This is a genomic window from Chryseobacterium sp. B21-037 (assembly GCF_028570785.1).
Classification (GTDB): Bacteria; Bacteroidota; Bacteroidia; order Flavobacteriales; family Weeksellaceae; genus Chryseobacterium; species Chryseobacterium proteolyticum.
The window spans coordinates 4,294,429-4,312,518 of the sequence record NZ_JALGCB010000001.1; the positions used below are offsets into that span (position 1 = coordinate 4,294,429).

At 35.9% G+C, this 18,090-nt stretch carries 14 protein-coding genes; 7 read left to right on the forward strand and 7 right to left on the reverse strand.

Annotated features, from left to right (window positions below; all coding sequences use genetic code 11):
* Positions 1-52: 52 nt before the first annotated feature.
* On the reverse strand, positions 53-1,843 hold the full coding sequence (gene uvrC / locus MTQ00_RS19175) for an excinuclease ABC subunit UvrC (protein ID WP_273650663.1): 1,791 nt from the start codon (positions 1,841-1,843) through the stop codon (positions 53-55).
* 89 nt (positions 1,844-1,932) lie between these two features.
* Positions 1,933-2,697, reverse strand: a complete 765-nt coding sequence (locus tag MTQ00_RS19180; RefSeq protein WP_273650664.1) for a hypothetical protein — start codon at positions 2,695-2,697, stop codon at positions 1,933-1,935.
* A 123-nt stretch (positions 2,698-2,820) separates the two neighbouring features.
* Here MTQ00_RS19180 and hutH point away from each other — a divergent pair, with 123 nt between their 5' ends.
* The 4 genes from hutH to MTQ00_RS19200 all read left to right on the forward strand — a co-directional run bounded on the left by hutH (position 2,821) and on the right by MTQ00_RS19200 (position 6,921).
* The gene (gene hutH, locus MTQ00_RS19185) at positions 2,821-4,308 is read left to right on the forward strand and encodes a histidine ammonia-lyase (protein ID WP_273650665.1); all 1,488 of its coding nucleotides are present in this window, start codon (positions 2,821-2,823) and stop codon (positions 4,306-4,308) included.
* A gap of 10 nt (positions 4,309-4,318) precedes the next feature.
* The gene (locus MTQ00_RS19190) at positions 4,319-4,735 is read left to right on the forward strand and encodes a DUF2059 domain-containing protein (protein ID WP_172283542.1); all 417 of its coding nucleotides are present in this window, start codon (positions 4,319-4,321) and stop codon (positions 4,733-4,735) included.
* Positions 4,725-5,291, forward strand: coding sequence for a GNAT family N-acetyltransferase (locus MTQ00_RS19195; protein WP_306614587.1), 567 nt, complete (start codon positions 4,725-4,727; stop codon positions 5,289-5,291). The genes MTQ00_RS19190 and MTQ00_RS19195 overlap by 11 nt, the downstream gene beginning before the upstream one ends.
* A 145-nt stretch (positions 5,292-5,436) precedes the next feature.
* Positions 5,437-6,921 (forward strand): S8 family peptidase, encoded by a 1,485-nt coding sequence (locus MTQ00_RS19200; RefSeq protein ID WP_273650666.1) that lies wholly within the window; start codon positions 5,437-5,439, stop codon positions 6,919-6,921.
* 109 nt (positions 6,922-7,030) lie between these two features.
* Here MTQ00_RS19200 and ygiD read toward each other — a convergent pair whose 3' ends face one another.
* Together ygiD and MTQ00_RS19210 are read right to left on the reverse strand one after the other, a co-directional pair.
* Positions 7,031-7,858, reverse strand: coding sequence for a 4,5-DOPA dioxygenase extradiol (ygiD, locus tag MTQ00_RS19205; RefSeq protein ID WP_273650667.1), 828 nt, complete (start codon positions 7,856-7,858; stop codon positions 7,031-7,033).
* Between the two features lie 76 nt (positions 7,859-7,934).
* A complete protein-coding gene (locus MTQ00_RS19210) occupies positions 7,935-8,447 on the reverse strand; it encodes a YceI family protein (RefSeq protein ID WP_172283548.1) in 513 nt (170 codons plus the stop codon).
* A gap of 450 nt (positions 8,448-8,897) precedes the next feature.
* On the opposite strand from MTQ00_RS19210, the gene MTQ00_RS19215 reads away from it, so the two are divergent.
* From MTQ00_RS19215 to MTQ00_RS19225, 3 genes are all read left to right on the forward strand, one after another.
* On the forward strand, positions 8,898-11,036 hold the full coding sequence (locus MTQ00_RS19215) for a S9 family peptidase (protein ID WP_273650668.1): 2,139 nt from the start codon (positions 8,898-8,900) through the stop codon (positions 11,034-11,036).
* 37 nt (positions 11,037-11,073) lie between these two features.
* A complete protein-coding gene (locus MTQ00_RS19220; RefSeq protein WP_273650669.1) occupies positions 11,074-12,144 on the forward strand; it encodes an acyltransferase family protein in 1,071 nt (356 codons plus the stop codon).
* An 88-nt stretch (positions 12,145-12,232) separates the two neighbouring features.
* Entirely contained in the window at positions 12,233-13,258 is a 1,026-nt protein-coding gene (locus MTQ00_RS19225) for an LLM class flavin-dependent oxidoreductase (RefSeq protein ID WP_273650670.1), read from the forward strand.
* A 44-nt stretch (positions 13,259-13,302) separates the two neighbouring features.
* Here MTQ00_RS19225 and MTQ00_RS19230 read toward each other — a convergent pair whose 3' ends face one another.
* From MTQ00_RS19230 to MTQ00_RS19240, 3 genes are read right to left on the reverse strand one after another with little or no spacing between them, the layout of a single operon-like run.
* Positions 13,303-13,749: an STM3941 family protein gene (locus MTQ00_RS19230; RefSeq protein WP_172283556.1), complete on the reverse strand. Its 447-nt coding sequence runs from the start codon at positions 13,747-13,749 to the stop codon at positions 13,303-13,305.
* Between the two features lie 50 nt (positions 13,750-13,799).
* Positions 13,800-16,838 (reverse strand): AAA family ATPase, encoded by a 3,039-nt coding sequence (locus MTQ00_RS19235; RefSeq protein WP_273650671.1) that lies wholly within the window; start codon positions 16,836-16,838, stop codon positions 13,800-13,802.
* Positions 16,835-18,046 carry a metallophosphoesterase family protein gene (locus MTQ00_RS19240; RefSeq protein WP_273650672.1) on the reverse strand — a complete coding sequence of 404 codons (1,212 nt, stop codon included), beginning with the start codon at positions 18,044-18,046 and terminating at the stop codon, positions 16,835-16,837. The genes MTQ00_RS19235 and MTQ00_RS19240 overlap by 4 nt, the downstream gene beginning before the upstream one ends.
* Between the last annotated feature and the right edge of the window lie 44 nt (positions 18,047-18,090).

An 18,090-nucleotide genomic window follows, 5' to 3' on the forward strand; every position in this document is an offset into this window, starting at 1 on the left:
ATAAAAGCGCTTTTGTAATGTAACAAAAGAGCGCTTTTATTTTTAAATTTTGTTAGTCGTTAAAATACTCCCAAATAACCTTGGCTTTACTTTTACCCAATATTTCCTCTAATGTTTCCAGGTTGGATTCTTTGATCCTTTTTACTGATTTTAATCTGGATAGTAATAGTTCAATTGTTTTTTCTCCTACACCGGGAATTTCTTCCAGTTCAGATTTGATGGTAGAGTTTTTCCTTCTGGTCCTATGATGCTTTACACCAAAACGGTGAGCTTCATCACGAACCCTTTGGAGGATTTTAAGAGTTTCGGATTTTTTATCCAGATATAATGGGATAGGATCTTCGGGAAAGAAGATTTCTTCTAGTCTTTTAGCGATTCCAATAATAGTAATCTTTCCGTAAAGACCTAATAGCTTTAAACTTTTTACGGCTGATGATAGCTGGCCTTTTCCACCGTCAATCAGAATAAGTTGGGGAAGGCTCTCTCCTTCGTCTACCATTCTTTTGTAACGACGATAGATCACTTCTTCCATAGTGGCAAAATCATTTGGACCCTCTACGGTCTTCGGATGAAAGATGCGGTAATCTGCCTTACTGGGTTTACCATCTTTAAAAACAACACACGCTGAAACAGGATTGGTACCTTGGATATTCGAATTATCAAAACCCTCTATATGTCTTGGCTCTACAGGCATTCGCAGTAGCTTTTGCATCTCAGCCATTATACGGTTGGAATGTCTTTCAGGATCTACAATCTGAACCTGTTTTAGTTTTTCCAAACGGTATTCTTTAGCATTTTTCTCGGAAAGTTCAACGATCCTTTTTTTATCACCAACTTTAGGAACAATAAGTTTTACATTAGGGATTTCAACGGATAAATGAAAGGGAAGCAAAACTTCTTTAGAGTCGGAACCAAACTTCTGACGAATTTCAATAAGAGCTTCTTCCAGAATATCCTCATCTGTTTCTTCAAGGATCTTTTTGATTTCTGTTGTAAAACTCTGGATTATATTTCCATTTCTGATCTTAAAGAAATTCACATAGGCAGCTGTTTCGTCGCTGGTCATTCCGAAAACATCCACATCGTCAATATTGGGATTGACAACGGTGTTTTTTGCCTGATAATCTTCCAAAATATCCAGCCTTTCCTTGATGATCTGTGCATCTTCAAACTGCAGATTAGCAGCATGCTTCATCATCTGGTTAATAAGGTAATCTTTAGCTTTTCGGAAATCTCCTTTTATAATACCGCGGATGGAGTCAATCTTTTCATCATATTCTTCTTTGCTTTCCAACCCTTCACAAGGGCCTTCACAGTTCTTGATGTGATATTCGAGGCAGACCTTATATTTGCCATCTTCAATTTTACTGGGAGCAAGATTCAGATTACAAGTCCTGAGCTTATAAATATGTTTTATAGTGTCCAGTAGTATTTTTGCAGGGCGAACTTTAGCATAAGGACCGTAATATTCCGAACCATCCTTAATGATGTTCCTCGTGAGGAAAATCCTGGGAAAGGCTTCATTTTTAATGCAAATCCAAGGATATGTTTTATCATCCTTGAGCATTACATTGTAAAAAGGTTTATGCTCCTTGATCAGGTTGTTTTCTAATAGAAGGGCATCATACTCGCTATTCACAATAGTGGTCTCCAATCGCTGGATTTTTCCGACCATTATTTTTATCCTGTACCCCGATAAATTTTTATTGAAATAGGAAAGAACCCTTTTCTTTAGGTTTTTAGCCTTGCCTACATACAATAACTGTTCATTTTTATCGTAATAACGATAAACGCCAGGCTCAGAAGGTAAAGTTTTGAGTTGTAATTCTAAAGAAGGATTCATATAACAAAATTACGGAATCCATCCGGGATTTAAAAGAACAAAAAAGCTGTAGAATTTTCTACAGCTTTTGAAGTATTATGTAAGATATTTTATCCGTTGCTCATTTCAGTATACTCATTGACCAAAAAGCTAAAATAATCCCATTCAGCAGATTTCTTAGGATATTTTTTCATGAATTCTGCATTGTCACCAAAAAGAAAATCATAATTGTCTTCAAAGTCATCCTTATGCAGCCAAAGTACTTTATCTCCCTTTTTAATATAATAGGATTTGATTACACCACCTCCGAGCTGAGGAGAACCTCCAATTGAAAAACCTCCCGTTTCTTTGGCTCTGGGATCATAGTACACGGAGATGATTTCACTAAAATCAGGATTGATCAATTGCATCAGAAATTCTTTATCCTCTTTTTTATTTTTCAGTGATACTGTTTGATTGACAAAGTGAATTCGTTCGCCGGTTGTGTTTTTAGTTAATTTTTTAGTTCCGAAATTCCGGATATTTCCCATGTATTTAGCAACTTTTGCTATTTTTTCGACGTTGCTAGGATAGACATACATTTCGCTGATCTGCTCAGCATTGAAGATTTCGTTCTTTTTTGAAATACTGTCTTTAATAGAAACTTCGTAGATCTGTCCTTTTTTGGTTTCTATTTTACTGCAAAAACCTTTATGAGAGCTTCCATCCTTTAAAATAATAGTAGAGGTTTTTCTGGGAGATGGTGTATTAAAACCTTCGTTGAAAAGGTAAGTTTCCATCTTTTTAATTTGTTCTTTGGAGTATTTCACTTTGTCCTGTGCAAAGGAAGCTGTGCCCATAAGGCATAATGCAAATAGTAGAGTTTTAGATTTCATTGGTTATTTTTAACGGACGTAAAAATAGCAAATTAAATTACTTTCTGCCGAAAAAATTAACGCTGTGAAATTTAGCTTTTACAATAGTCGCTAAATGTGTAATTTTAAAGAAATTTTTTAGAAATGATATACGGTGTAGATATTTTCACTTTCCATGATGTATTGGAAATCTGTAAAAAACCCAATAAAGCAAAACTTAATAAAGCAGCAAAAGAACAAATTTTAAAATCCCAGAAAAATGTTCAAAAAATTGTTGAATCTGATCGATGTGTTTATGGGATTAATACGGGGTTCGGTCCTCTTTGTGATACGAAAATTTCAGCTGATGAAACAGCTCAGTTACAATATAATTTAATCATTTCCCACGCAGTTGGAGTTGGAAAACCTATTGATAAAGAATTTTCAAAGATTATGATGATTGCAAAAGTTCATGCATTATCAAAAGGATTTTCCGGTGTTTCTTTAGAGGTTATTGAAAGATTGATTCTGATGTTGGAAAAAGATATCATTCCTGTTGTCCCTGAACAAGGTTCGGTGGGAGCATCCGGAGATCTTGCTCCTTTAGCTCATCTTGTTTTACCATTGTTGGGTCTTGGACAAGTTTGGGAAGGTGATGCCATCTATGAAACTTCTGAAATTTTAGAAAAACATAATCTGGATCCTTTAGCTTTAGGACCTAAAGAAGGGTTGGGGCTTATTAACGGTACCCAATTTATCCTGGCTCACGCGATCAAAGGATTGGAGAAGTTTGAATACTTATTGGACCTTGCTGATATGACTGCTGCCATGAGTCTTGAAGCTTACAGAGGCTCTGAAAGCCCCTTTAAAAAAGAACTTCACGAGATCAGACCTTTTGAAGGAAGTAAAAAAGTAGCAGCAAGAATGCTGAAATTCCTTAAGAACTCTGAAAATATGAAAGCACATGAGGATTGTGAAAGAGTACAGGATCCTTATTCTATGCGATGTGTTCCTCAGGTACACGGGGCAAGCAGAAACGCTTTTGAACACCTGAAAATGATGGCAGAAACCGAATTGAATTCTGTAACGGATAATCCGATTGTATTGAGCGCTGAGGAATCCATTTCAGGAGGAAACTTCCATGGTCAACTTATGGCTTTACCATTGGATTATGCAACTTTAGCTGCAGCTGAATTAGGAAATATTTCTGACAGAAGAAGTTATTTACTTCTGGAAGGGAAATATGGCCTTCCAAGATTATTGACAGAAAGCTCAGGACTGAATTCAGGATTTATGATTCCTCAATACACTTCTGCTGCTTTGGTTACAGAAAATAAAACACTTTGCTTTCCTGCATCAGCAGATTCTATTCCAACAAGCTTAGGACAGGAAGATCATGTTTCTATGGGAAGTATTTCCGGGAGAAAATTCAATCAGGTTCTTGGTAATCTGGTCAATATCCTATCTGTTGAATTGATGTTTGCAGCTCAGGGGCTAGAATTCAGAAGACCGGCTAAATGCTCAAAAATTATTGAAGAGAATTTTAGTATTCTTCGTTCCAAAGTAGCAAAACTGGAAGATGACAGATTAATCGGTAAAGATATGTTGGCTATTGCAGAATTAATCAATGATAGAAAGTTCATTGTGAATTAGTAGTGTGAGGATGAAGAGAATAATTGCCGTAAGTATTTTGTTTTTAGGAGTAAATACCTTTGCTCAAATAAAAGAAGCGAAAATTAAAGAACTCGTTGCTCTTACGGGAGGTGATAAACTGGCTTCCCAAGCAGTAAGTGAAAATATAGGAAAATATCAACAGGCATATCCGGGGGTACCCCGAAAATTTTGGGAAGAGTTTTCAAAGGAAATGAGTCCCGAAAAGTTTGCAGAAATTTATGTGCCGATTTACAATAAGTATTACACCGAAACGGAAATTGATGAGCTGATAAAATTCTATAATACGCCACTAGGAAAAAAAGTACTGGAGGTTATGCCATTGATTCTAAAGGAAAGTATGGAAGCCGGAAGAAAAATGGGAGAAGAAACATCCGCTGAACTCATGAAGAAAATAGATGCTGAATAAGGATATCGAAAATCTATTATGGCATCTTCAGGATATTAAAAAAGGCTTTCTGAATGGAAGCCTTTTTTATTTTTTCAATTCGTTATCTCTTATATTTGCTGAAAAAATAATGATTATAAAAAGAGTAGATTCCTCTGATATCGATTTCCAGAATCTGGTGAAGTTCCTGGATGAAGATCTTGCTATTCGAGACGGTAAGGATCATGCTTTCTACCATCAATTCAATGGAATTGATCTCCTTAAAAACTGTATTGTAGTGTATGTAGACAGTATTGCAGTTTCCTGTGGTGCCTTTAAGATCTTTTCTGAAGATACGGTTGAAATCAAAAGAATGTATACGAGCCCGATGCAAAGAGGAAAGGGACTAGCCGGAAAAGCATTAACTGAATTAGAAACCTGGGCTAAAGAGTCCGGTTTTGATAGATGTGTTTTAGAAACCGGAATTATGCAGCCCGAAGCGATTGCTTTATATGAAAAAATGGGTTATAAAAGAATACCAAATTACGGACAATACATTGGAATTGAAAATAGTGTCTGTTATGAAAAAGAGATATAGAAAACAAGGGTATGTAAATCCTGGTTTTACTTTATTACAGGATGATTTGAGAAAATTAATATTCGGGAAATAGTAAATTAATATTCAGGGAATTACAATTCACGATAAAGTGTTATATTGGTGATACCAATCAAAAGTATAACATATGAGAAAAAATGTATTTTACCTTTTAGTCTTATTTTTCTTTATCGTATCATGTAACAGAGAAAGTATCCAAAATGAAACTTCAGGTCTTGAAGCTTATCAGAAAGATCCTCTGACAGCAAAACAAATTAACGCGGAAATCAATCAATCCATTAAAAGCAAAGGTTCCTTCAATTGGAGCCAGACTTCAGATCACTTCCTCTGGAGCGCCGTCTTCCGTGGAAACAGGATGGTGTCCATTGGATTTGGTTCTTCCAAAGATGATTTCGATAGAAGTAAATCTCCTAACAGCAGTGAAATAGAGAAAGAGCTCTTATCTGTCATCAAAAAGTATGAAGGAAAAGATGAAAGAGGATTTCTTCTTCTTTCTGATCAGTATCTTAATCAGATGGATGTTGTAATTGAGAAGCAGGAAACACTTACTGAACTCAGAAAGATGAAAACTGTCAGATATCTGGAGCCTGCAGATTATCATTATTTTGAATATGAAGCAGCATATAATACAAATGCAAAATCTTCAGGGAGCGGTTCTTCAGGATGTGGCTTTTCTTCAACAACACTCAATACAGCTGATTATACAAGCACAACCCCAAGTGCAAAAATTCCATGGGCTTTTACAAAACACAGTATTCCGAATGCCTGGAATTACAGTACCGGCGCGGGTATAACTATTGGTTTGATTGATACCGGAGTTTCCCCTGAGCAAACCTTGTTGGGAAATAGTTTTAATAACGGAGCATCTTCAGGAAGAACCATCAGTAAATTCGGAGTTTATAACTCAGATGGTTCAGCAGATCAGTGTGGTCACGGAACAAAAATGGCTTCTGTAATGGCTGCGCCAAGAAATAATGCCGGATTACCTGTAGGGGTAGCTTATAATGCCAATCTTATCGCATACAGGGCAGCAGAAAATGTTGTGTTGGAAACCTCAAGTGAACAAACTGCTGTTAAAACTGCTTTTACTGAGCTGGGCAATAACAATAACGTAAAGATTATCTCAATGTCGATGGGACATATATTTTCTGTGGGAAAAATTGAGGATGGTGTAAAATATGCCTACTCTAAGGGAAAACTTATTTTCTGTGCAGGGGGAACGTCAACAAGCTTTACCAATTTTGTGGGGGTGATATTCCCTGCCTGGATGCCGGAGACCCAAGCAATAACAGGAGTAAAGGAAAATACTTCCAATAAAAAATGTGATGTTTGCCACTCCGGAAGTCAAATTGATTTTACATTTCAGATGGAAAGATCTTCAGGAAGTAATGTTCCGGTATTGAGCTATTATAACGGACAGTCTGACTATGTAGGAGGATCTTCTGTTGCAACTGCGGCAACTGCCGGTATTGCAGCTTTAGTCTGGTCAAAAAATCCATCATGGACGAGAGAGCAGGTACTTACAAAAATGAGGCAGTCTGCTACTTACTATCCAAATCCGGATTCCAGTTATGGTTATGGGAATATCAATGTTCTCAACGCGGTTCAATAACTCATAAAGTATAATAAAAAAAGGAAATATCTTCGGATATTTCCTTTTTTTTATTTTTGAAAGTATACACTTAAAACCAGACTGTTTTAAATGTAAAATATTATAATTTTTATCCCACTCTTACACTTGTCATACTTAGTGACCCACCTATCAGCTCATCATTGAAAAGACGAAGTTCTTCAGAAGAATCTTTTAATCCTAAAGTATAGATCAGAGGTAAATAATGATCTGGTGTTGGGACGGCATATTGTAAAAAAGTACCTTGTTTCTGATAGTCAATTATGTTTTGAAAATTACCATCTAGGAGCCAGTTGTTGGTTTTTTCCCTGGCTTCAATCGCCCAGTCCCAGCCCGCACCCACCGTATTGATGTTCTGCCAGTCGATCAATCTCAGATTGTGAACTATATTTCCGCTTCCGATAATCAGGATGCCTTTTTCCCGTAGTTTATTCAACCGTTTTGCGAGATCAAAATGATATTGCGGAGGTTGAGTGTAGTCGATACTCAATTGAATAACCGGGATGTTTGCATCAGGGTACATATGCTTAATTACAGACCATGCACCGTGATCTAATCCCCAATTGTGATCTTCTACGACCACCGAAGGAGCTAAAAGTTCAATAGTTTCTTTTGCCAACTCAGGGCTTCCGGGAGCTGGATATTCCACATCAAACAGTGCTTTCGGAAAACCTCCAAAATCATGAATGGTTCTTGGCATATCCATAGCCGTTACATATGTACCTTGAGTATACCAGTGAGCAGAAATACATAGAATAGCATTGGGAGTTGGAATTTCACTAGCTGATTTTCTGAACCCCTGAACAAACTGATTTTCTTCAATTGCATTCATGGGTGAACCATGCCCCAGAAATAATACGGGCATTCTCTCTGTGTTATTGAAATGGTCACTGATGTTTTGTAAATCGTTGAGGTTCATAATAGGGTTTTTAAAAAAGAAAAAGGTTCAAGGTTTTTAGAAATCCCTGAACCTGATTATAAGTATTATGATACAATTATGCTTGCTTTACAAACTGTAGTTCACCAGCTACTTTTACCTCATCGCTCACCATTACACCTCCTGCTTCAAGAGCTGCATTCCAGTTTAAGCCGAAGTCTTTTCTGTTGATTTTTCCTTCAAAAGAAAAACCAGCTTTTGTATTACCCCATGGGTCTTTATTGATACCCCCGAAATCTACATCCAAAGTTACAGGCTTTGTGATTCCATTGATCGTAAGATTTCCGGTTATATCTCCATTCAATGCCTGAGACTCAAACGTAATGGTAGGGTTTTGCTCAGCATTGAAAAATTCTTCAGACTTTAAATGGTTATCTCTGTCTACATTGTGTGTTGAAACAGAATTGGTTTGAATCGTTGCACTGGTTTTAGCATTAGAAAACGTATCATCATCAGCTTCGATTTCTGCATTGAAATTAGTGAAGCTTCCTTTAATACTGGAAATCATCATGTGTTTTACTTTGAAAGTAATTTCACTGTGTGCCGGGTCTAAATTCCATTTTGTTGCCATTGTGTTGTATTTTTTATTTGTTATTTATATTGCAAATGTACATGAAGGCTTAAGTAGAAACCATTGATATAGGATAAGAAATGAAGTTTCTTTTGGAGCTGTTTCCCGCTATCCATTTTTACTCCTCGCTACAAATCTCTTCCATACCCTTGCTGCGGGGTAATCATTACTATCGGGGCTATGGTTATCCCTTTTGATTACCATTTAGTATTAAAAATGCTATCAAGATATTTTTCACAAAAAACAAATCCGATATCGTGCTTGTGAATTGAACTTACAGAACTTTTTTCTATTCTTATTCATAATCGTATTACTCCTTCATTAATTTCCATATTAAGGTAAGAAATTATTCACTTAACATGATTATATCATTTTATGAATGTTTTTAATTTAACATTTTCTTAACGGCTGACTTTTATTTCTTATTTTTGATGGATTCAATTTTATATAATGAAATTACATAAGTTTACTTTACTGATGGTGGTTTTGAGCGGTTCTTTATATGCTCAGACCCAAAAATTTACAATGGCGGAGGCTGTAAATGGGCTAAGAACAAATCTGGCAGTTAAAAATATTTCTCAATTTTCATGGTCTGAAGATGGCAAATCATATATTCAGGCCGTAAAAGGTGGGTATTTAATTACGGATTTAAAAAACAATAAGCAGGATACCCTTATTTCATTGAATCAGCTAAACAAACAATTCTCTTCAAATAAGCTGAACGCGGTTCCACAGATTAAGTTTATCAATAATACCAACGCATATTTTAATGCCAATGACCAAATGTTCTGGGTGGAAAAATCCGCAAACGACTGGAAGGTAAAAAAGACTTCGGCACTGAATGAAAATGCTGCCAATGTAAAGGTTTTTGGAGATAATCAGACCGTGGCTTACACCGTAAAGAATAATCTTTATATTAACAGAAACGGAAAATCTGTTGCCGTAACCAATGATGCTGATGAAAATATCATTAACGGTCAGGCCGTTCACAGAAATGAATTTGGTATTGATACAGGAATTTTTCCAGCCCCTAATTCAGAATCTGTAGCTTTTTACAGAATGGATCAGACCATGGTTGCGGATTATCCCGTTATCGATTGGTCTGTAACTCCTGCGGTGAATCATAATATAAAATATCCTATGGCTGGGAATACCTCTCATCAGGTAAGTCTTGGTGTTTATAATATCAAAAATCAGTCTACAACTTTTTTAAAAATTGACGGAGAAAAAGATCAGTACTTAACAGCGGTTACCTGGAGCCCGGATTCTAAATATATTTTTGTGGCTGTGCTGAACCGGGGACAGAATCATATGAAAATGAATCAGTATGATGCCGAAAGCGGAAATCTTGTAAAAACATTATTTGAAGAAACAAATGATAAATATGTGGAACCTCAGCATCCGCTTGTATTTTTTCCTAAATCCAACACTGATTTTATCTGGCAAAGTCAACGAACAGGATACAATCATTTATTTCATTTCAACTTGGAAAAAGGGTTGATCGCCCAGATCACAAAAGGAGATTGGTTGGTTACGGATATATTGGGCTTTAATGAAAAGAAAAAGGAAATATTTTTTGTTTCAACAAAAGAAACCCCTCTTGAAAGACATTTGTATAAGATCAACTGGACAAACTTTAAAATGCAGAGACTGGATGGTGCGGAAGGAATGCATACAGGAGTCCTGAGCAGTGATGGAAACTATTTATTTGATGTCTATACCAATGCCAATACACCCAGAGTCGGTAATATCATTAATACAGCCACTTTAAAATACAATAATGTTTTCACCTCTGAAAATACATTAAAGAACTATCAGCGCCCTGAAATCAAAAATGTGAATTTGAAAGCGGATGACGGAACTCCTTTATACGGAAAGATTATTCTTCCGACGAACTTTGATCCTAATAAAAAATATCCGGTGATTGTTTATTTATATAATGGTCCACACCTACAGCTGATTACTAATTCTTTCCCGGCTTCAGGAAATCTTTGGTATGAATATATGGCACAAAACGGATATATTATTTTTACTATGGATGGAAGGGGATCTTCAAACCGGGGATTAAAATTTGAGCAGGCCGTGTTCAGAAATCTGGGGACTACTGAAATGAATGATCAGATGAAAGGAGTTAATTATCTGAAGTCGCTACCTTATGTAGATACGGAAAGAATGGGGATACATGGATGGAGTTTTGGTGGATTTATGACTACAAGCTTTATGCTTCGTCAGCCTGACGTATTCAAAGTAGGAGTTGCAGGTGGGCCTGTTATCGATTGGAAGATGTATGAAATTATGTATGGTGAAAGATATATGGATACTCCGCAGGAAAATCCGGATGGATATGCAAAAGCAAACCTCTTGGACAAAGTCCAGAATCTGAAAGGTAAACTTCTTATGATCCATGGAGCACAAGATGATGTGGTAGTTTGGCAGCATTCTATTAAATTTATTAAATCTGCGGTAGATAACGGGGTTCAACTTGATTACTTTGTATATCCTGGTCATCCTCATAATGTAATAGGAAAAGACAGAGTACATTTGATGCAAAAGATTACCGATTATTTTGATCAGAACCTGAAAAAGTAATCAAATCAACATACTAAAAACCACTTATTACAGTAGAATGAACTTTGAAAAAGGTAAGAGGATTCATTTTCATACTTTCGATTCACTAAGGTTTCTATCTTTTTTGCTGGTCTTTATACAGCATGCTCCTGTTCCGGAGGGTAGTATTTTACGGTATTTTTCGAGAGGAGAAGTAGGAGTTTCTTTTTTCTTTGTATTAAGTGGTTTTTTGATTACGTACATTTTGATACTTGAAAAATTAAATAATCAGACAATTCCACTTAAAAAATTTTTTAAAAGAAGAATCTTAAGGATATGGCCATTATATTATGCAATGGTCATATTTGCTTTTTGTACACCATATATCATTAATTTTTTTCACCTGCCTTTTTCAAATAAGGGATATGAACCCAATTGGCTCCTTACGATTACATTTCTTGAAAATTACAAAATGATGTCTACGGGGATTCTTGCCAATGTTTCTCCGTTGCCGGTGATCTGGTCTCTTTGTGTAGAAGAGCATTTTTATATCATTTGGGGATGCATTATGTATTTTATTTCTTTAAAAAATATTCCGAAGCTTATTGCAGTTTGCATCTTCATTTCTTTTGTATCAAGGATTATTTATCACATATTAGGTATCAGTTCACTGGATATATTTACCAACATCAGTTATTTTGCTTTTGGTGCTATTCCTGCCTATCTGTTTGTTTTTAAAAAGGATATCATCAGAAAATTGAGCATGATTCCTTCAATATATAAATATCTTTATTTTTTTATAGTTATTCTTGCCATAGCACTGCTTCCCGATATTATTTTCTTTAAACATATTCAGATAGGAATTATCATTTTTGGGATATTATTCTCTGTACTCATTTTATTTACATTGGGAGACAGGAATGTATTTAAAATCTCCGACCGTTCTATTTTTGGAAGGCTTGGAAAGTATACGTATGGTCTTTATCTTATACATACAATTTGCCTGGTCTTATTCGATAGAATCGGGAAAAGATATGATCTAAGTAATTATACAGTAATAATATCGGCACTTCTTTTCACCATATTTCTGGCCTATCTCTCTTATCATCTTTTTGAAAAGCAGTTTCTGAAACTTAAAAAATCAGTTTAATTTATTTTCTCTGCTTTTCGATCTTACCATTGATCAATGTTTTTGATTTTTGATTCCTGTAATTTTGATGTATATAAAAAAATACAATATGGAATTAGGAATTGGAATGTTTGGCGACTTAGCTTTTGACCAGACAACAGGAAAATATAAAGATGCAGGAGTAAAGATCAGAGAAATTCTTGAGCAGGTAAAACTAATGGATGAGGTAGGAATTGATGTTTTCGCCATGGGAGAGCATCACCGCCCGGATTATGCAGTATCATCTCCGGAAATGGTTCTGGCAGCAGCGGCAAGTATTACAAAAAATATTAAATTGGCTAGTGGTGTTACTGTTTTAAGTTCATCAGAACCTGTAAAAGTGTATGAAGATTTTTCAACATTGGATCTGATCTCTGACGGTAGGGCTGAAATATTTGTCGGAAGAGGAAGTTTTATAGAATCTTTTCCTCTTTATGGATATTCTCTTAATGACTATGATCAACTTTTCGATGAGAAATTGGAATTGTTATTAAAAATCAATTCTGAAGAGAATGTTACGTGGTCCGGAGAGCTTCGTGCACCTATGCACAATCAGACTGTATATCCAAGGGCAAAGAATGGAGGAAAGCTTCCTATATGGAGAGCCGTGGGAGGAACTCCGCAATCGGTTCTAAGCGCAGCAAAATTAGGAATGCCATTGATTGTGGCTATTATTGGAGGAATGCCGATACAGTTTAAAAATCTCGTGGAATTTTACAAGCAGGAATATCAAAAAGCAGGACATGATGTTTCCCAGATGCAGATTGCTATTCACTCTCATACTTTTGTGAGCGATGACCAAAAGGTTATTGATGGCTATTTTAATACTTACAAATCGCAGATGGACAGAATAGGGGCATCGAGAGGATGGGCTCCCTATACCAAAGCACAATATGATGGTGGGAGAAGCAAAGAAGGAGCTTTATTTATTGGAAGCTCGGATGAGGTATATGATAAGATTGCTTATATGAAGGAGATTTTTGGTATCACCAGATTTGTGGGACATATGGATGTTGGGGATCCGGAGCATAACGTGATGATGAAATCAATAGAATTGTTTGGTAAGGAAGTACTTCCGAAGGTCAAGCTATTATAAAAAGAAACTCCATTGAATTTTCAATGGAGTTTTTATTTTTTAGTCTAGGAATTCACGGAATTTGTTTTGTAGTCATTCATAATTTCTGCCAGCTTTCCGGCAGACATTCCGTAAGTATCCGGAAAAGCTCCTGTCCTCGATTTTAGTTTGGAAATATCTATGTACTCAGAATCAAAATCAATCATTACCATATTGTTAATGAAAATTCTTTTAGTGGAAAAGCCATTAATAACATGCCAGGGGATGAAAGTCGACCTGAATAATGATCTCATCTCAAAACCCTTTCGGTCAACCCTTAAATAAGAAGAATTAGGAATAAGCATGATGACATTCACAATTACACAAAGCCCGAAAAAGATAATATTAGCAAGCCCAATCCAAAGATTGGTGGTAACAATATAAAAGCCCATAATTACAAACAGTAAACTAATGATCAAAAGTATACTTTGCTTAAGCTTGCTGGGATAAAAAGTCACGGGAAGTTTCTCCATAATATTTCAAAAGTCAAATGTACTGCAAAAGGACTCAATAAACCTATATTTTAAAGCATTTCTATCAAACTTCCACGTTCCTCGTCTTTAACAATACTAAGTGATACCGGAATTTTTTCTTTAAGCTCTTCAACATGCGAGATAATTCCAACAATCCTGTTTTCCTTTTGCAGTCCCATCAGTGTTTCAAAAACAATATTTACAGATTCCAGATCCTGGGTTCCAAAACCTTCATCTATAAAAAAGAAATTTTTATCAGCTTTTGTAGTAGCCTGTACACTTTCCGCCAATGCCAGTGCCAGGCTCAGAGATACCTGAAAAGCCTGTCCCCCGGATAAAGTTTTTACACTTCTCGATTTACCCTCGTTTAAATAATCAATAATTTCAAAATCATTGTTGTCATTAAGCTGCAAGCTTAGTTGATTTCTGGTCATTCTGTGGAACCTTACATTGGCATGATCACAAAGCTGTCTAAGATAGATGGAGGAAACATATTGAACAAATCCGGCTCCTTTAAACAGATTGGTCATTATTTTTAGATTATCGGACCGCTTTTGGAGTTCACTCAGGTTTTTAAGTAATGCCTCCTTTTTCTTATATTCTTTTTCCAGTCTTTCAATTTCGGAAGTTACTTTTACAACAGAATCATTAGCTTCCTTTAATTGCAGTTCAATGTCTTTCAATTGTTTCTCGGCAGCTTCAAACATCTCCTGATCATAAGAAAAATCCTTCAGCTTGATCTCCAGCTCCTGTATACCGTTTTTTAATGTTTCAAACTGAATACGGAATTGTTGGATTTGAGTCCTTGTTTTATGAACATCAATTTCGATCATCAAAATATTTTGGACGTCGGTAAGCAAACCAAAGCCTTGTTGCTGTAAAGCAACTTGTAATGCCTCTTCATTTAAGGATGTTTCTTTTGTTAATTCAGAAATTCGGATGTTTAATTGGCTCGCAATCGCTTTTTCTTCCGCGAGTTTGGGGACGATTTCTTTTTCCCGGTTGATTAAGGCTTGATATTCTTTTTCAACTGTCAGATTGGATTCAATTAATTTTTGATGAAGCTTCATAACTTCTGAATGAGATTTATCCCGATAGTCATCCCAGTCCAGGCTCTTCAGATTGGATTGGTTCGTTCTGATCTGCTCCTCCTTCTTCGCCTCTTCTAGTTTGAATTCATCTAAAGCTTTTTTATATTTTTCAAGGATTTCCTGCTCTTTTTCAAAGGTTGTCCTTTCGTGTAAGATCTTCTGGTTAATTTCTTCAATTTGCTTTTCTATGGCAAAGGATTGTTGCCGTTTAAATTCGAAATCAGTTTCACCATCAGCACTAAATTCGTTCCATATGAATCTTTGAACATGGAGTTGACTTTCCTTTTGAAGCAGATCGAAAGATTCCTGTTCCGCCTTCAGCTGATCTTCAAAGATCTTTTTTCTATCCAGAATCTTTTCAATTTCTGCTATTTCTTTTTGGATTTTGGAAATAGCATGATCATTTAATTGAATTTCTTCCTGAACTTCATTAAGCTCAGTATCTACATAATGAAATTCGATAATATGAGGATGTTCCAGAGAGCCGCAAAGAGGGCAGTTCTCCCCATCATGGAGCTTTGTTGCAAAACGGGATAATTCTTTCTGAATCTTCAGGTGATCCAGTTTTTGCTGCAGATTTTTCTTTTTATTTTCTAAATTTTCTGTTTTGAGTTTGAAATCTTCTCTGAAATTTTCAGTATCAATTTTGTAAACTATCAGATCATTAAGGATCTTAGAGATCAAATCCTGTTGATCCATCAGTTTTTGGCTTTGTTTCTGTTGCAGCTCTCTCAGGTTTCTGTTCTGGACAAACCAATTTCCGACGCTGACTAATACATTAGCCTCGATCTTTTGAGGCTTCAGTCTATCAGCTTCTTTAGTAAGGGTATTAATTGCTGACTGTCCAAGCTTTTGTTTCTCCTCAACTTCGAGAACTTTTTCAGCACCCTTTTGTGTTCTTTCCCGAAGTGTCTTAATTTCTTCGGAAAATTGTAGCATCTGTAAGATCAGGCCAAGATCATTTTCCTGGATTTTTGATTGATCTAAAGCATCAAATTGAGGTTGAAGAGCAACAAGCTTTTCTTTGATAAGGTTAAAGCTTTTTTCCGTTTCTTCAACAGACTTTGTCCGGATTTCCAACTCCTTTTGTCTCTCAGAAATTTCACCGGAAAGCTTCTTCTTTTCATTCAATAAAGGGTCGAAAATACGAAAGGTTGTATCATAAAGATCTGTTTTCTTTTCCAGCTCATCAATTTTTGCTTTCTCAGTTGAAATCTTTTCAAACTCTTCTTTTTTTTGACGTAAGTTTTCGAAGTCTGTTTTTAAAATTTTTAGCTGTTGATATTTTTCAGAAACTTGCAGGTGCTCTTTTTTTACGTCACTGAATTTTTGTTGTTCTGTTTTAAGATTTTCTTTTTGTAAACGTATGTGTTCCTCATCAATTTCCTCAAATCCTTTCAATTCACCCTGAAGCTGATCTAGTTCGGACCTGTTTTTGGCATTTAAATTCGAAACATTGTTTTGCAGGTCAAACCTTTGAAGATTGAAAATCTCTTTCATCATATTGGTTCTGTCTGCAGCACCTAATTCAAGGAACTCTTTAAACTGGCCCTGAGGGATAATGATGGTTCTTTTAAAATTGGAATAGCTTAATCCGATAACTTTTTCTGCATCAGAATGATCGAGCGGGATCCATTTTTCATCTTTGTTTTCATAAAAAGTAACTGAAGAGGGTTTTACATCTTCAAATTTTTTTGAATTTCTTTTAAAATCCCTGGTTACACGAAATAACTTATTTTCATGGTTGACGAAATCGAATGCTATATAAGAACTGTTGGATTTGAGATTCATCATATTGTAAGCTCGCTTATCCCGCATATTCAATCGTTCTGTTTCTCCATACAGAGCAAAAGAAATAGCTTCCAGTATCGATGATTTTCCGGAACCCACCGAACCAAAAATTCCAAACAACCCGGCTTCCGTAAGGTTGGCAAAATTAATGGTCTGACGCTCCTGATAGGAATAGAGTCCTTCTATTGTTAGTTGAATTGGAATCATGACTGGGAATTTAAGATTTCGTTAAACAGGTTCATTAGTTCTTCATTAGCTTCCTGGCCAGCATTTTTAGACCTGAAATAATCTTTGAATAAAGTTTGTATATCCTGATTGAGATTAATTTCGTGCGGTTGGCTTTCACTAAAATCCTGATTTTTTACTTTAGGGATTAAGTGGATGATCCCTTGATGAGATTGGTAAATACGTTTTCTGTCCTCCGCCTTTAAAAAAGTATCGCTTTCCAGGGTTAATTCGATCAGCATATCGGGATTTTCAAGCAACCATGAAACCGTCTTTTCGACAGAATCAAAAACCTTTCTTACCAATGGCTTGCCGGTTTTTAAAGCGATTCTTTCATAAGAAACCTCTTTACCCGGTTCTGCTTCGATGATATTTACATATTTTGTTTGCCCTGCTTCATTAAAACTATAGCATAAAGGTGAAGAAGAATAAACAACAGGTTTTTCTTTTGTTCCGATATTTTGAAAATTGTGTAGATGTCCTAAGGCCGTATATTGAATCTGGTCAGGAATAATATCTGAATAGATGAGGTCCGCGGCACCAATTTTAATGGGTTTCTCACCTTCGGGCTCTTCCAGAAGTTCTGCACCTCTTTTATTTATGTATAAATGAGCGGATAAAATATTAACACCATTCTCATCGCAAAATTCTTCTGCGAGCTTTTTCCAGCTTTCCGCTAAAATCTTATTAAGTTCTTCCTCTTTATTTTCACCAAAATATTCTTTTAACCGGATCTCATTGGCATAGGGAGTATGCATGATCCGAACAGGAAAGCTTATGTCCTTTAGGTGTAATTCAATCAATCCTTCGGCTGAATTTGAAATTTTAAAATTTTCTAATTCAAAGGGAGTTACTTTAGCCTTTGGATGACCTATTAAAATAATTCCACATTCTCTTGCAAGTGGATCCGGTGCATCAATTAAATTCGGAGAATCATGATTTCCAGAGATCGCAACGACCGGGCGCTTTCCATTTAATGATAAACGTTTTAAAGTTTTGTAAAACAACTCGACTGCTTCAACACTTGGGTTAAAATTGTCAAAAAGATCTCCGGCAACAATTATGAGATCTACTTTTTGGGCATCGGCTATCTGAACAATCTCATCCATTACCTGAACTTGTTCTTCCAGACGTGAAAACCGATCCAGACGTTTTCCTAAATGCCAGTCGGCAGTATGCAGAATTTTCATATCTCAAATGTAAGAAACAAAAAAGGGAAAGAGAAATTTAGAGA

Bases quoted from the DNA above. Each gene is read 5' to 3' on its own strand.
- MTQ00_RS19195 (WP_306614587.1), top strand. From the start codon at position 4,725: ATGCTGAATAAGGATATCGAAAATCTATTATGGCATCTTCAGGATATT.
- MTQ00_RS19225 (WP_273650670.1), top strand. From the start codon at position 12,233: ATGGAATTAGGAATTGGAATGTTTGGCGACTTAGCTTTTGACCAGACA.
- MTQ00_RS19180 (WP_273650664.1), bottom strand. From the start codon at position 2,697: ATGAAATCTAAAACTCTACTATTTGCATTATGCCTTATGGGCACAGCT.
- MTQ00_RS19190 (WP_172283542.1), top strand. From the start codon at position 4,319: ATGAAGAGAATAATTGCCGTAAGTATTTTGTTTTTAGGAGTAAATACC.
- hutH (WP_273650665.1), top strand. From the start codon at position 2,821: ATGATATACGGTGTAGATATTTTCACTTTCCATGATGTATTGGAAATC.
- MTQ00_RS19240 (WP_273650672.1), bottom strand. From the start codon at position 18,046: ATGAAAATTCTGCATACTGCCGACTGGCATTTAGGAAAACGTCTGGAT.
- uvrC (WP_273650663.1), bottom strand. From the start codon at position 1,843: ATGAATCCTTCTTTAGAATTACAACTCAAAACTTTACCTTCTGAGCCT.
- MTQ00_RS19235 (WP_273650671.1), bottom strand. From the start codon at position 16,838: ATGATTCCAATTCAACTAACAATAGAAGGACTCTATTCCTATCAGGAG.
- MTQ00_RS19210 (WP_172283548.1), bottom strand. From the start codon at position 8,447: ATGGCAACAAAATGGAATTTAGACCCGGCACACAGTGAAATTACTTTC.
- MTQ00_RS19215 (WP_273650668.1), top strand. From the start codon at position 8,898: ATGAAATTACATAAGTTTACTTTACTGATGGTGGTTTTGAGCGGTTCT.
- MTQ00_RS19200 (WP_273650666.1), top strand. From the start codon at position 5,437: ATGAGAAAAAATGTATTTTACCTTTTAGTCTTATTTTTCTTTATCGTA.
- MTQ00_RS19230 (WP_172283556.1), bottom strand. From the start codon at position 13,749: ATGGAGAAACTTCCCGTGACTTTTTATCCCAGCAAGCTTAAGCAAAGT.
- MTQ00_RS19220 (WP_273650669.1), top strand. From the start codon at position 11,074: ATGAACTTTGAAAAAGGTAAGAGGATTCATTTTCATACTTTCGATTCA.
- ygiD (WP_273650667.1), bottom strand. From the start codon at position 7,858: ATGAACCTCAACGATTTACAAAACATCAGTGACCATTTCAATAACACA.